The organism is Fervidicoccus sp. SLHALR4 (genome assembly GCF_058692745.1).
On record NZ_CP182483.1, the window covers coordinates 1,318,192 to 1,331,839 of the forward strand.

Sequence of the window (13,648 nt, forward strand, 5' to 3'; positions counted from 1 at the left end):
CTTCAATCATCCCTCGAGCAGTACTTCAGGTAAGGGCACTCAGGAGGGCAGCTATTCGGTATGCCTGGATCCTCCTCATATGCTATTATTTCAGCTCTTCTGTCCCTGAGCTCGATAAAGTTTGTCCTCAGTTGTGCTGAAATCGGTACAAGCTTAGCTCTGGAGAAGATCTTTTTCTCTTTATCCATAACGTTTATGTAGAGCAGAACGCCAAAGTCTACAGGCACTTCATACTCGCTCTCAAAGGCTAGAGCATAGCCGGCAAGGGATGCCTCAAAAATTTCGCTAGGCGACCTTGTTTTTACTTCTATTAGGATAGACGGCGGAGCGAGTGCGTCTACTCGTAGAGTTTTGCTCAGGCCTACGAGTTCTCCGTTTATCGGAAACTCGGTTATGAGAGGTGAGGTGAGGTAGACGAGGCCGTCTAGGGTTACATATGGTGAACGAGCTTTATGCTTATCGAAGGCAGAAGAATAGGTCCTCGCGGCTGATTCCAAGAACTTGTGCGCTAACCAGGCAATGTAGCTCCTGTCCAGCAGATTATATTTTCTGTAAGCATTTTCTTTAATTTTCTCCTCTTCTTCCATTATTTCTCTATATAACTTCTCGCCATCAGAATCTCCCCCGATCGCGTAAAGAGTCTTTTTAACAAGCTCGAGGGATTTTGTCCACAATTCATGAACCAGTCTTCCTTTCTGCAGGATTTGGTTGTCCTCAGGAGGAACCTTTTTCACATATCTGAGATAAATATCCCTTCCATTTGGGCAGAAATTGTTGGTTATATCCGAAACTCCCATAAGCAACTTCGTTTGCGAAGATACAACTCCCTCGCTATACGACCAGCCGCGGAGCTCTTCATCTATTTCGGGTTTTGGAAGCCTCCTTATTTCCCTCGATAAAGCTATCAAGTCTTCTATTGTAAAGAACATTTTCCCACTGAAAAGTGAATTGCTTTAAAAAGATATAAAAATAGCTGGCGAAAGTTTTTGAATATCTCGTGAATATATTATCATTATTCCTATCGTAATTGTTTCTCCGGGAGTGTTTTCATGAGCGAAGGCGAGTGGTTTATCACAGTAACTGATCTGAAGCATTTTTCTTACTGTGAAGTTATAGTGTATTTAACTCACTTTCTGGGAATTAAGGAATCTGAAACTGAATACATGGAATATGGCAGAGAAGTTGAGAAGGAAAGGTTTATCCAACAGCTGTACCCAAAATATAAAGTCAAGCAGGCTTTCAAAAGTGTCGCTTTGACTTCAAAGGAGCTGAAACTTACGGGTGTAGCAGACTATGTCCTCGTGACCAAATATGATGAATTGATTCCAGTAGAAGTGAAATGGTCAGAGCCATTAGTCAGCGGAAGACCGAAAAAGGATCACTTGATTCAAGTTGCCGCATATGCACTCCTTTTGGAAAAAGTATGGGCATGCCCGAGATCATCAGTGAAGCGAGGTATCATCTATTATTTGAAGCCCAAAGGAGCTTATGTAGAAGTTGCGATAGACTACAATTTAAAAGAGGAAGTATACGGGATGCTTGGAAAAATAGAAGACATAATAAAAGGGAAAAGGGAGCCTAAACCTAGAATGAAGTGTGGTTCTTGTAATTATAAACAGTACTGCCCTTATAGGGGTGGTACCTCTATATGAGAAATTCTTTCCCTTCAAAATCATCTACCTTATAGCCCAAACTTATGACAACTCTATCATTAAATGATGAACGGGAAATAACGAATATTTGAATATCAAAATTCACCGAGCCCTTAACAATTTTTCTCAGACCCCCTTCAGCACTAGAAAGCAGTCCTTTATCGAATTCGCGAACAAAAACACTTTTTTGAATCCTAGTAAAACCCAACTTTTTTAGAAAGCTAGAGACTGACAACCTCAACTTATCATCCCTAATATCGTAAACGACTAAGATAACAGCATCCAAACAAACACACCATGAATTTATTATTTTTTGTTTTATTTGATTGTTTCTTCGGAGGAGTGCCGCGCATGTTATTACCATGGCTGTCTGCATTCCTCCAGATGAAAAGTATTAAAGGAAGCGTGGGGAATTATAAAAGGAGAGAAAGGTCCGCACAGAAGTCCCGAAGGACCTCGGTATCAATGAAGAATGAATTGAAAGCAGCCTATTCTGGGCTTCAGGAAAGCGATTTTTCACCTACTCATGTATCAATGAAGAATGAATTGAAAGATAAGGTAAATTTCGGTAAAACTCTTTACTTACGAGGTATCAATGAAGAATGAATTGAAAGTAAACCACTCATCGGATAGGATATTACTCTTTTCTAGTATCAATGAAGAATGAATTGAAAGGCTCCAGCGAATAAAAAAACACAAGCTAAAAGACTACGATGTATCAATGAAGAATGAATTGAAAGCATTCCAGTCCGTGCATCCTTCTTAATACGCAGTTATAAAAGTATCAATGAAGAATGAATTGAAAGAGACGCACAAAAAAGCAGTGTTTATATTGGGAGTCGTCATGTATCAATGAAGAATGAATTGAAAGTTGGTAAGGAAGTCATAAACCGAATCTGCGAATTTTGTATCAATGAAGAATGAATTGAAAGAGAAGGAACTGTATAAGTTATAACGTTATCGCTTGCCCCCCCGCTCAGTCCTTCTATGTATCAATGAAGAATGAATTGAAAGCTAGTATTAGTTATTGAACCATAATACGCAAATGTAGTATCAATGAAGAATGAATTGAAAGGGTATTTGAAGACATAAGAATGGCTATATCAATGTATATGTTGTATCAATGAAGAATGAATTGAAAGGGTCATCTTTATCACTCTTCTTCTTTGCACTTTTTACAAAGTATCAATGAAGAATGAATTGAAAGACGCGGATATTCCGGTTAAAGTCAAGGAATTAGCCGAAGTATCAATGAAGAATGAATTGAAAGAGCTTGAGTACCTAACTACTGATTTAGCATAATCCTCATAGGTATCAATGAAGAATGAATTGAAAGAAAATAATGCTCTCGTAAGGATAAATCGCAATTCCGTTAGTATCAATGAAGAATGAATTGAAAGTCCATGTTCAACCCTCCTCCAGTTGCTTTTTAATCAGCTCGTATCAATGAAGAATGAATTGAAAGATAATGGTATATGTTATTCTGAATGAAGCACCTATAGTATCAATGAAGAATGAATTGAAAGTATAATTACTTAAAGAGCATTTTGAAGGCTGCCCTAGAAGGTGTATCAATGAAGAATGAATTGAAAGAATCATTTTGCAGTTGGGAGCTACTTTGGAAGCAATGTATCAATTGAGAATGAATTGAAAGCAGACAACTTCAGCATCTTCAGCATGTATAGATCAAATAATAAATTAGAAGTTAAGAATTTATGATAAAACACTACATAGTAATCTTATATAGGTGAAAAGGAAAGATGGAACAGATGAATAGAAATATGCCGAACGATCCGCCATACAAGCTTATGCTAAGGTTTGTCTTAGGAGCTATATTCTTCATTACTGCTGTTATGCTGTTATCATACTTCTTCCTGTCGCTGCCGTTTATCAAAGAATACTTTGACGGTAACTATAATTCCTTGATGCCCCCGCTTAATACGGTCATTGAGGAGACTGTGTTCTCATTTGCCTTCGGGATCCTCTTCCTCGCTCTGGCATTTTACGTATTGAAGCCGTATATAGAGTTGGCGATGAAAGGTGCCGGTAAAGAATGAATTGAAAGAAAGCATGAAGGAGCCGCCGGCGGGACTCGAACCCGCGACCACCAGCTTACAAGGCTGGCGCTCTGGGCCTCTAGGCCTACCCGCTGAGCTACGGCGGCACCTCTTCATGATCCATCGAACAGCCTATCGAAGATCTCTTCCATGCATTTCTGTTATTAAATTTTAAGGAAGGGGGTGTGCTTAAAAGCTTCCTGTGCGAAAAGCTTCTTTCCCTTGTGAAGAGAGAGGCTATTCTTCTTCGGAGCTGTCTTCGCTGTCGATGTCGACTATTATTTCGGCCTTCCTCTTTTCCTCCTCCTCTTCAGCAGCGAGGCTCTTCTTCTTCCCTCCGGACTCTATCTCAACCCCTCCCCCTCCCACCTTCAGCTTGGAGATAACTGCCTTCCACTTGTGGCCGCAGTTGGGGCATGTGAACGAGCCCATGACGGTTATCGTTATCCTCCCCCTTTCGTCTGGTATGGGGGAGACGAGGTTCCACGTTTTGTCGGGGCTGCTCACTTCAGTTCCGCAGACCGGGCACACGTTTGCCTTCTTCTGCTGCCTGGGCATTTTCCAGAGCACCACATCCATGTTTTTCGCATTGCGGCATATTAAAAGTTATAACTACATCAGTCCAGTTCAATATAAAAGCCTCTCAGCCCAGAATGAAAAGAGGCAAGATGCTGGAGGGCTGAAATGGATCCTCTCCTCTCCATGGTGCTGCTGCTGACCTTCGCGTCATCGTTCGCATCCCTATTCCAGAGGGTGAGGATGAGCAGAATAGTAGGCTACGTATTTGGAGGGATGGTTCTCTATGCTCTTACAGTGAAGCTAGGGCTTTCACTCAACCTAACGTACTCTGAGCCCCTCAAGGAGGTGGGGCTCATATTATTCTTCTTCGAGATCGGCACGCTGCTTGACGTTTCTGAAGCAAGGAAGAGCTTCAGCAGGATAGTTTCAACTGAGCTTGTTGCCCTCACGCTGTACTGGGTGAGCGCGAGCTTCCTCTCCTTCCTTCTTTTCTCATCGGAGCTGGAAAAGCTCATCCTCTTCCTCCTCCTGGCGAACTGCTCCTCCGCATCGATAGCCGTGCTTCTTTCCTCGAGGAGCAGCCGCGATGAGGGCCTCGTCAAGGCAGTTGCACTGCAGGCCTCGATCGAAGACATAATTCAGTTCACCATATTCTCTCTGCTCGTCACCCTGAAGGGGGAGTTCGGAGCAGCTGCGGTCCTGATGGCTGCGGTAAAGGTTTCAGCTTCGGCTGTGATAGTCTACTTCGCTCTCTCGAGAGTCCTCCGGAGCATAAGAGGTGGGAAGTTCCTGAGGGATCCCCTGAACAAGTTCCTCTTCGCCCTCCTCATAACTATGTCGTCATCTTTAGCAACCGGAGCGTTAGGCCTCCCCGAGTTTTTTGGAGCCTTCATAGCTGGTCTGGCTTTCAGGTCGAGCCTCGGAACTGAGGACATCGAGGGAATGACGGCTGGCCTTTGGGAGCTCGGCATACTCCTCTACTTCTCGAACGTGGGAAGCGATGTGCTCGGCTACTTTTCCTCGAGTTCCTGGTTGTTTGAGTTTTTGGCTGGAGCGCTCATCGGGGCTCTCTCGATACCTATAAGATCGATTTCGCTTTCGCTTGGAGGAATATTGGGAGGGATGCCGCTTGAAGCTGCCGTGAAGAACTCATTCGTGCTGTCCTCTCTGAGCGAGAACGGAATAATTTTCATTGGAATGCTCGGCACAGCAGGAGGATTTGTTGCAAGCAGATTGATTGGAGTTGCAGTGGTAGCAGTGATGGTCTCGCTGCTTTTCCAGTACAGGATAGTCCAGAGTTCGGATGAGCTTACTTATAAAGCTATAGCCGTTGTTCCAAAGCGGCTGAGGGAGAGGCTGGAGGCGCTTTCCAAGTTCTACTACCTGAGCGTTGACCTCGCCCTCAAGGCCTTCTCGACGACTTCGCTGTTCTTTGCAGCCCTCCTGCTTATAACGTACTCGCTGGATGCTGCCCAGCTTATCCTCCGTGGCATCAGTGCAGCTCCGGAGCTGTACTTCTATGCTCTGACATCTTTGAGGCTGCTCGGGATCATCGGAACTGCTGTGCTTTTCCTGCTGACGCTGAGGAGGCTGCGGAATATCGAGTTCGAGGACGAAGCACTGCATGCAAAGGACAGTGAAGCTTTGAGGAGGTACAGGACCGGTGCAGCAGTTGTTTTCTCAGTAGCTGCCGTTTTGATCCAGCTGAACATATTGAAGGACTTCATTGCTGGCATAGGAGGCGAAATATTCAAGCCAGAAGAGCTGCTGCTTATTATGCTTGGGGTTGCGGGAGTTCTTGTAACAGCTGCAGCTGGAGCGAAGCGCTCAGCTTTAGCGAAATCCTCAGAAGGATGATGCAATGGAGCTTAAAGGCCCAGCTTTTTGCCATGATGCGGAGGGAAGCAGAGAGGGTGTTTTTTCAATCAGAGGCCTTGGGGAATGGGAAAAGCTTAAATGTCCATTTTTTCTGAAAAAGAAGTAGGCGAAGCCGGGTAGTCTAGCGGCCAAGGATGCGGGGCTCTGGACTTCCTCCTCAACCCCCTTCTCCTTTCTATCGGCACGAGCAGATTTTTTAATGAGGGAGGCAAACCTTTCTCCACCGGTGGCTTGAAATGGCGGATGTGGTCATTTCCTTCAGCATAGATGAAAGAGCCAGAGAGGTTCTCGAAAGGAGCGGTGTTTCATACTCAATTTTCAGGGGAGATTCTCCTCTCGAGGAGTGACTCTCTCGAGAGCTCCCTTCAGCCCAAGCAGCAGTGATATTCCCAGGGCAGAAGTTCGGGATGAAAGAGCTGGAGATGGCTGGGAGGCTGAAGCTTCTCATAGTTCACGGTTCAGGTCTCGACAGCGTGGATGTGGAGGAGGCGTCGCGCCGAGGCGTCTGCGTGGCAAATGCCCCAGACCACATAGCTGAAGCTGTAGCTGAGCACGCATTGGCGCTGACCATGGCTTCCCTCAGGAGCATCGTAAGGGGGGACAGGATAGTGAGGGAGGGGAAGTGGGTGCGTGGCGTTCAAAGGGATCTCACGGGGAGGAGCTTGAAGGGGATAAAGGTCGGAATTGTCGGCATGGGGAGGATAGGGAGCGAAGCTGCGAGGATATTCTCATCGCTGGGGAGCTCAGTTTCTTACTGGGATCGGAGGAGGAAGCCAGAAGTGGAGCATGCCCTGAAGATAAGCTACATGGAGCTGGATGACCTCCTGAAGACCTCCGATGTCGTTATCGTTTCGATAGCCCTCACCGAGAGCACGAGGAAGCTCATAGGGAAAAGAGAGATCTCCATGCTGAAGAAAGGGGCCGTTCTCGTCAACGTATCTAGGGGGGCAGTGGTGGATGAAGCTGGCCTGATCGAGAGGCTGGAGACAGGAGAGATAAGGGCGGCCCTCGACGTTTTCGAAGCAGAGCCGATAGGGAAAGAGCACCCGCTGAGCAAGATGGAAAATGTTGTCCTCACTCCTCACCTCGCAGGATTCACGGAGGAAGCCCTCAGAGAAACAAGCATTACTGCTGCGGAAATGGCCGTGGAGTTCATAAGAAGTGGGAGGATCCCCTACACCGCAGTCAATGCGGATTCATGCCTCCAGCGAAGGTGAAGAAGAGAACAGGAGATCGCTGAATGTGCGAGTGCATGCAGAAGCTCTCCAGCAATCATCTTTTTTTATCTGTGAAGCAGTGTGAGAAGTTTTTGACTCTTCAGCATCGCTGAGAAACAGCTGAGAGGAAAAGACAGAGAGGGTTCAGACCCTGCTCCCCCTCTTTTAAACCTAACAGCTTAATACTGAATAACAGGGAACGAAAAATGTCCGCAATTGATAAGTTCGGCAAGAAGTGGAGTCCTCAGGAAAGCGAAGGGATACTCAGCAAGTTCAGAGACAAGATCGCTCCACCTCCACCCGTGAGATACAGGATCACTATGGCGCTGTTCAAGATCAAGATACAGAAGAACAGGCTCGAATACACTCTCAACAAGCTGCAGGAGAGGGCTAATTCGCTGTTCGAAAAGGTGGTAGACGCTCAGGTCAAGAAGGACATGGACAGGGCAGCGATGTATGCTTCAGAAGTAGCTGAAGTGAGGAAGGTCGCGAAGACCATACTGAGCTCAATATTCGCTCTCGAGAGGATTGGCCTAAGGCTTGAGACCGTGAGGGATGTTGGAGATCTGGTAACAGCTATGGGTCCTGTTGTCGGCGTTGTTAAGGAAGTCAAGCAAAACCTCATGGGCATAATGCCCGAAGTGGCCTTTGAGCTGGGAGAAGTCGACGAAATACTGCAGGGCACTGTAACTGAGCTCGGAGAGTTCACGGGAATACAGATGAGCAACATATATGTCTCTGATGAGGCAAAGAAGGTCATGGAGGAGGCTTCCGCCATCGCAGAGCAGAGGATGAAGGAGCAGTTCCCAGAGCTGCCTTCAGGAGGCTCCCTGAACCTCCCTGCTCCCCCCGCAGCAAACACCAACAAGTGAACGGGATCCGAGCTGGAAAATTATTTTTAAAATTTTTTAAGGAAAAATTTATATCTTAATTTTTCCGCTTTTTATCTAGATGATTCTTCATGATCGAGTCTGCTCAGTCTGCCTTGAGCGAAGATGAAGGGAGTGCAGGTGAAGCACTGATTCTGGGGCACTGCATCCTCAACATGAACACCAGGGCTCCAGGAATTTCGGCCTGGAAAGGAGCGATAATCCCACTGCTCAGGTCCCTGCAGAGCTACAGGGGAGAGATCCACCAGTACCCCTGCCTGGAGGCAGCGATCGTGGGGATGAGGAGGTGGTGGCACGTCAAGGAGCAGTACGATACGTTCACAATGAGGTCTGCATCTCGAGCGGTTGCCGGGATGTATGCTGAGTACTTCACAAGGAAGGGAGTGAGCAGAGTGAAGCTCCTGGGCCTGGGGCTCAGCCCAACCTGCGGCTACAGGTACACGCAGAGCGATCCCAGCTGGGGAGGGAGGCCTAAGAGCATTGAACCTGTTTCCCTAATAAAGAAGGGCAGCGGCGTGCTAATAGAGGAGATGCTCGAGGCTTTCGATGGCTCGGGAATAGTTCTAGAGGTCCTCGATGTCTCCCCGAGCCTCATCTACCCGGACTACGAGAGCAGGATGCCTGCCGCTGAGGGGTATCCGCAGACTCCCGAAGATGCTTTGAAGGAGATCGAGAGGTTCCTCGGTCTGGAAATAGAGTTCAGCAGCGAGGAGCTCTCCCGCATACGAGGCCTGAAGGAGGATCTGAGATCGAGGAAGACAGCAGTTGTTCCCAGAAGCCTCCTCAAGGCCAAGCTTGAGAAGATCCTCGAGATGGCAGAGGAGGGCTACGGCTTCACCCTTGTCGAAGACATCTACAGCAGCGAAAAGGAGGAGGAGCTCCTCTCGGAAATCTATGCCTCAATGATAGGGAACATGATGATGGCGGGACACAGTGTAGCTGTAATGGGAGGAAAGGCGGGATTCAACAGCCTGCTCCAGAGGATCCTCGACATCCTGGAGGAATTCTTCCCTGAAAGGGAAATTCTAATAGAGAAGGAGATTTGAAAAAAATCAGCTGGCATTTCATATCATTGCCTGCGGGCTCATCGCTTTTAACCTTCATCATCCTGCCATATGGTTCACAGGAATAGATCTCTACCTGCATATTTAGCTTCGATGCCGAGATCCAGCTCTATTTCCAGCAGCCTGTTGTACTTGCTCGTCCTCTCGGCCCTCGCTGGAGCTCCAGTCTTTATTCCTTCGGACTCAACTGCTACGGAGAGGTCTGCAATGAAGGGATCCTCAGTATCCCCGCTCCTGTGGCTCACTATCCTCTTGAGCCCCCTGTCCTGAGCAAGCCTCGAAAAGTCTACGGTCTCGCTGACCGTTCCTATCTGGTTGGGCTTTATCAGCACTGCAGAGACGCTCCCCTTTGCTATGGCTACCTCGAGCCTCTTTATGTTGGTAGTGAGGAGGTCGTCTCCAACGATTATGGCTCCCTTCTTCCTAGCTTCAGAAGTTATGGTTCTGAACCAGTCGAAGTCCTCTTCCTGGAATGGGTCTTCTATGAGCTTCAGGGGGAAAGAGTCCATGAGGTTCAGGTAGAGCTCCAGCAGTTCTTCGGGGGTCAGCTCTTTTCCGCTGACAGCATAAACGTTCTTCCTCTGGTCGTAGAAGCTTGAAGCTGCAACATCTATACCAAAAGCGAAGTCTTCCCCAGCTCTGTAGCCTGAGGCTTCAACTGCATCGCGAAGGAGGCTCAGGGCTTCTCGTGGGTCTGTGATTGGAGGAGCAAAGCCCCCCTCATCCCCCACGGATGTGTATATTGAACCGTACCTGTCCTTTATGAGGCCCTTGAGCGAGTGGTAAACTTCGGAGGAAGCCCAGAGAGCCTCGGAGAACCTTCCAAATCCGTGGGGGATAAGGAGGAACTCCTGAAAGCTCATCGAGTTCCCAGCATGCTTCCCCCCATTTATGATGTTCAGAAGAGGTGTTGGGAGCCTCCTCCTCATTATCCCTCCTAGGACAGCATAGAGGGGGATCCCGTTTATTTCGGAGATGAGCCTCGCGGCCGCCATGCTGACCCCAAGTATAGCATTTGCTCCAAGCTTGGATTTGTTCTCGGTCCCGTCTGCTGCGATGAGGAGAGAATCGATCCTCCTGAGGCTTGTGAGGGGCTCTCCAGCCAGGACCTGCGCAGCTATCTCCTTGACGTTCGATGCTGCCTTAGTAACACCCTTTCCTCCGAGCCTCCTCCCTCCGTCCCTCAGCTCGAAGGCCTCATGCTTTCCCGTGCTGGCTCCAGAGGGGACGCTTGCACAAGCTTTCTTTCCGCATGCCTTGAGGCAGACCCTAACAGTAGGATTTCCTCTCGAATCGAGAATTTCGTATGCTGCTGCTTCTTCGATTGTGCATATGCTCAAGGTTCTTCCCTCGCTTTTCCATGCACTGATTATCCTGGACCGAAAAATATACTTTAACCTCGGCTCACTTTAGGGTTTTCCCGCTTTCAGCTCATTTCCGTACTTGTTCAGGAAGGTTATTTTCTCGATTTCCAGCCTCGGTTTAGGCGGAGGCGGGGGATCCTCCGGGTATCCGAGGGCGAGAATGGCTATGGGCACGAGATTTTCCGGCAGCGAGAGCAGAGAAGAGATCTCTTCTCTGTTTCTCAGCGTCTGGATCCAGACCGATCCTATTCCGCAGGAGTGGGCAGCTAACATCAAGTATATGGCGGCATTGGCGCAGTCCAGCATATAGGAAGTTGGAGATGCCGACTTATCGCATGCAACCGCTATTCCTAGGGGAGCGTTCTTGAGGGGCCGCGCATATGGGTGGATTTCGGAGAGCTTCTCCTTCAGCGACTCATCAGTTATGACAATGAAGCGCCAGGGCTGGCTGTTCCTCGAGCTTGGAGCGAACCTCGCAGTATCGAGTATCTTGAGGATTTCTTCGAAATCTATCTTTTCCTGCTTGAACTTCCTTATGCTCCTCCTGGAGGTCAAGAAGTCTATCTCGTCCTCAGCGCATCCTTTGACCAAGAATTTCACCTTATACCTTCAGTTTCTGAAATCCTTCGTTAAATAAGCATGCAGGGATTTTCCTTTTAGGCCCTCAGCTTTCAGCCAGTTTTCTTTAAAAGCTTCCTATGGAAGCGGCTCATGTAATAAGAAGAAATGTGATTCTACAGCATTAGTGAAGACATTTGCGACAATGAAACGCTTTCAGAAAAGAAGCATCTTCAACAGCTGAAGAAAAGGTGCGGCGGCCGGGATTTGAACCCGGGATCACCGGCTTGGAAGGCCGACGTCCTAGTCCAGGCTAGACGACCGCCGCTCTCCTCAAAAACTATGCTTGTGAACCTTTTATAACTTTTTCTTGATTGTGTGAATGATCCTTTCGAGAACAAGGTTATAATATGGAAAATACTTTAATAATCGTTTGGAAAATATTTCAGAGCTGATGATAATTGCTCCCGCACGAGCTGGTCAGCAAATACGTAGCTCCTGAGCTTCGGGGGCTTACTGCTCATTTTCTGAGCGATAGGGGTCTTGGCCAGTACAAGATCGCGAAGGTCATGGGGATTTCCCAGCCCATGGTAAACAAGCTACTTTCGAAGCCGAAAGAGCACTACTACAGCGAGCTTGAGAAGATCGGTATAAAGAGGGGAGAAGCTGAGAGGATAGCGGAGCTTTCTGCAGCGATGCTGAGCGCAGGGAAAAAGCTCGAATACCTGAGCTTCATGAGCTCCTACCTCAATTCCCTCCTGATGACTGGGAGGCTGTGCTTTCTCCACAGAGAGCTCTTTCCTGAAATCCCGGTAAGCTGCGACATATGCATGAGGATTTTCCAAGCTGCAACAGACCCCCGTGCGGAAGAGATCAGGCTGGCTCTGGAGCTTCTCCAGTCCAACACGAGCTCCTACAGGCTGATTCCAGAGGTAGGTTCAAATATAGTAGTTGCTGACCCCGATGCATCTTCTCCGGAGGAGATCTTCGGGATCTCCGGAAAGATCGTTGCAGCTGAAAACAAGATCGCTGTTATTGGTGAGCCTGTTAGAGGGGGTAGCAGGCACACTTCCCTCGTCCTCCTTGCTGTTAAGAAGAGGTTTCCTAAGCTGAGGTCTGCCTTCGTATCAAGATACAGCGAGCGGTGCATTGAAGCTTTCAGAAAGAAAGGATACAGGATCCTCTTCACAGGCCCCCACAGGAGCCTCGAAGAGCTTTATTCAAGCATAGCAGAAGCTGCAGCGAGCTCTCAGGAAGAGCCCGATGCTATAGCCGATGCAGGAGGCCCCGGAATTGAGCCAGTCATCTACATCTTCGCAGAGAATGCCAGCGAAGCTGTGAAGAAGGCGTTCGATTGCCTCTGAAAAATCTTCTCATCGAAAGGGCAGGAAAGCTTTTTCAGCCCGCATTTCCGGTTAACAGCTCCGATGGGTGAGATGGATCATTTGGGATCGAGAGCGGAATGATTCTCTGCTGCTTTTGAAAAGAGCTCAGAGAGAAGAAGGCCTTAATAATTACAATTTTATTCATAAAAATTTATAATAATAATTTTTTTATATTAATGAAGAAATAAAAATATTTTGGGATGTTCTATGGTCGACTTCATTCCAAGGAAAGATATTCTGGAAAGAATGCATCAGAAGATATCAAACGGGGAGCCGATTCTTGGAGTTGGGGCTGGGGTCGGCATAATAGCGAAAGTCGCGGAAATCGCAGGGGCGGACCTGATCATAATATACAACTCTGGAAGATACAGGATGGCCGGCTTCGGCTCGCTGGCGGGGCTCATGCCGTATGGAGATGCCCATGAAGTTCTCCTCGAACTTGCCCCGGAAGTTCTGAGCGTCGTGAAGTCCACTCCAGTCCTCGCAGGGGTGACTGGGACTCACCCGCTCTATCAGGGGAGCAGAATGAAGATGTTCCTCCAGCAGCTGAAGGAGATGGGGTTCTCCGGAGTGCAAAACTTCCCGACGGTCGGCCTCATCGATAAGGACTCGCTCTTCAGGAGGAACCTGGAGGAAACTGGAATGGGCTTCGAGAAGGAGGTGGAGGCCATAAGGCTGGCAAATCAGCTGGACATGCTCACTGCTCCATATGTTTTCGATGAGGAGGACATCGTAGCAATGCTGAAGGCGGGAGCCGACATCCTCGTCTTCCACTTCGGGCTGACGGCCAAAGGAACAATAGGAGCGAAGACGACGATAACCCTTGCTGAAGCAGCAGAGAAGACGAGGAAATGGATAGAGCTGGCTAGGAGCCTCAGGTCTGAAGCCATTATACTAGTTCATGGAGGCCCAGTTGCCGACCTGGAGGACTGGAAATACATAGCAGAGCATGTGAGGGGCGTGAACGGCTTCTTCGGGGCAACCACGTTCGAGAGGCTTCCTACCGAGAGGGCTGTTGCTGAGCAGATAAGGGCCTTCAAATCTGTGAAGACAAAGCTCTGAGA

The 13,648-nt window shown here is 48.1% G+C and carries 13 protein-coding genes, 2 tRNA genes, 1 pseudogene and 1 CRISPR repeat array; of the genes and pseudogenes, 9 read left to right on the top strand and 7 right to left on the bottom strand.

Features of this window, described 5'->3' with window-relative positions; translation table 11 throughout:
* Positions 1 to 2 precede the first annotated feature (2 nt).
* The gene (cas4a, locus tag ACLGLO_RS07155; RefSeq protein ID WP_492128208.1) at positions 3 to 929 is read right to left on the bottom strand and encodes a type I-A CRISPR-associated protein Cas4/Csa1; all 927 of its coding nucleotides are present in this window, start codon (positions 927 to 929) and stop codon (positions 3 to 5) included.
* 120 nt (positions 930 to 1,049) lie between these two features.
* On the opposite strand from cas4a, the gene cas4 reads away from it, so the two are divergent.
* Entirely contained in the window at positions 1,050 to 1,652 is a 603-nt protein-coding gene (gene cas4 / locus ACLGLO_RS07160; protein ID WP_492128209.1) for a CRISPR-associated protein Cas4, read from the top strand.
* Here the strand turns inward: cas4 and cas2 are convergent.
* On the bottom strand, positions 1,645 to 1,938 hold the full coding sequence (gene cas2 / locus ACLGLO_RS07165; RefSeq protein WP_492128210.1) for a CRISPR-associated endonuclease Cas2: 294 nt from the start codon (positions 1,936 to 1,938) through the stop codon (positions 1,645 to 1,647). The two genes, cas4 and cas2, sit on opposite strands and share 8 nt — an antisense overlap.
* 173 nt (positions 1,939 to 2,111) lie before the next feature.
* Positions 2,112 to 3,306: a CRISPR direct-repeat array (repeat unit 25 nt; unit sequence GTATCAATGAAGAATGAATTGAAAG).
* A 106-nt stretch (positions 3,307 to 3,412) separates the two neighbouring features.
* On the opposite strand from cas2, the gene ACLGLO_RS07170 reads away from it, so the two are divergent.
* Positions 3,413 to 3,709, top strand: a complete 297-nt coding sequence (locus ACLGLO_RS07170; protein ID WP_492128211.1) for a hypothetical protein — start codon at positions 3,413 to 3,415, stop codon at positions 3,707 to 3,709.
* Between the two features lie 20 nt (positions 3,710 to 3,729).
* Here ACLGLO_RS07170 and ACLGLO_RS07175 read toward each other — a convergent pair.
* Both ACLGLO_RS07175 and ACLGLO_RS07180 read right to left on the bottom strand, forming a co-directional pair.
* Positions 3,730 to 3,816, bottom strand: a tRNA-Thr gene (locus tag ACLGLO_RS07175).
* A gap of 130 nt (positions 3,817 to 3,946) precedes the next feature.
* Positions 3,947 to 4,267, bottom strand: a complete 321-nt coding sequence (locus ACLGLO_RS07180) for a chromatin protein Cren7 (RefSeq protein WP_492128212.1) — start codon at positions 4,265 to 4,267, stop codon at positions 3,947 to 3,949.
* Positions 4,268 to 4,393: 126 nt separating this feature from the next.
* Here ACLGLO_RS07180 and ACLGLO_RS07185 point away from each other — a divergent pair, with 126 nt between their 5' ends.
* The 5 genes and pseudogenes from ACLGLO_RS07185 to ACLGLO_RS07205 all read left to right on the top strand — a co-directional run bounded on the left by ACLGLO_RS07185 (position 4,394) and on the right by ACLGLO_RS07205 (position 9,259).
* Complete coding sequence (locus tag ACLGLO_RS07185) at positions 4,394 to 6,085, top strand: cation:proton antiporter (RefSeq protein WP_492128213.1); 1,692 nt, start codon at positions 4,394 to 4,396, stop codon at positions 6,083 to 6,085.
* A gap of 4 nt (positions 6,086 to 6,089) precedes the next feature.
* Positions 6,090 to 6,212 carry a hypothetical protein gene (locus tag ACLGLO_RS07190; RefSeq protein ID WP_492128214.1) on the top strand — a complete coding sequence of 41 codons (123 nt, stop codon included), beginning with the start codon at positions 6,090 to 6,092 and terminating at the stop codon, positions 6,210 to 6,212.
* Positions 6,213 to 6,471: 259 nt separating this feature from the next.
* A pseudogene (locus ACLGLO_RS07195) lies at positions 6,472 to 7,323 on the top strand (2-hydroxyacid dehydrogenase); the annotation flags it as partial.
* 206 nt (positions 7,324 to 7,529) lie between these two features.
* Positions 7,530 to 8,195 (top strand): Snf7 family protein, encoded by a 666-nt coding sequence (locus ACLGLO_RS07200; protein WP_492128215.1) that lies wholly within the window; start codon positions 7,530 to 7,532, stop codon positions 8,193 to 8,195.
* An 89-nt stretch (positions 8,196 to 8,284) separates the two neighbouring features.
* Positions 8,285 to 9,259 carry a hypothetical protein gene (locus ACLGLO_RS07205; RefSeq protein WP_492128216.1) on the top strand — a complete coding sequence of 325 codons (975 nt, stop codon included), beginning with the start codon at positions 8,285 to 8,287 and terminating at the stop codon, positions 9,257 to 9,259.
* 74 nt (positions 9,260 to 9,333) lie between these two features.
* Here ACLGLO_RS07205 and eno read toward each other — a convergent pair whose 3' ends face one another.
* From eno to ACLGLO_RS07220, 3 genes are all read right to left on the bottom strand, one after another.
* Positions 9,334 to 10,617 carry a phosphopyruvate hydratase gene (eno, locus tag ACLGLO_RS07210; RefSeq protein WP_492128217.1) on the bottom strand — a complete coding sequence of 428 codons (1,284 nt, stop codon included), beginning with the start codon at positions 10,615 to 10,617 and terminating at the stop codon, positions 9,334 to 9,336.
* 69 nt (positions 10,618 to 10,686) lie between these two features.
* Positions 10,687 to 11,232 (bottom strand): nitroreductase family protein, encoded by a 546-nt coding sequence (locus tag ACLGLO_RS07215; RefSeq protein ID WP_492128218.1) that lies wholly within the window; start codon positions 11,230 to 11,232, stop codon positions 10,687 to 10,689.
* 219 nt (positions 11,233 to 11,451) lie between these two features.
* Positions 11,452 to 11,527, bottom strand: a tRNA-Gly gene (locus tag ACLGLO_RS07220).
* A 133-nt stretch (positions 11,528 to 11,660) separates the two neighbouring features.
* Between ACLGLO_RS07220 and ACLGLO_RS07225 the strand changes: the two genes are divergently transcribed.
* Both ACLGLO_RS07225 and ACLGLO_RS07230 read left to right on the top strand, forming a co-directional pair.
* Entirely contained in the window at positions 11,661 to 12,563 is a 903-nt protein-coding gene (locus ACLGLO_RS07225; RefSeq protein WP_492128219.1) for a thiamine-phosphate synthase family protein, read from the top strand.
* 216 nt (positions 12,564 to 12,779) lie between these two features.
* Complete coding sequence (locus ACLGLO_RS07230) at positions 12,780 to 13,646, top strand: phosphoenolpyruvate hydrolase family protein (RefSeq protein WP_492128220.1); 867 nt, start codon at positions 12,780 to 12,782, stop codon at positions 13,644 to 13,646.
* Positions 13,647 to 13,648 lie beyond the last annotated feature (2 nt).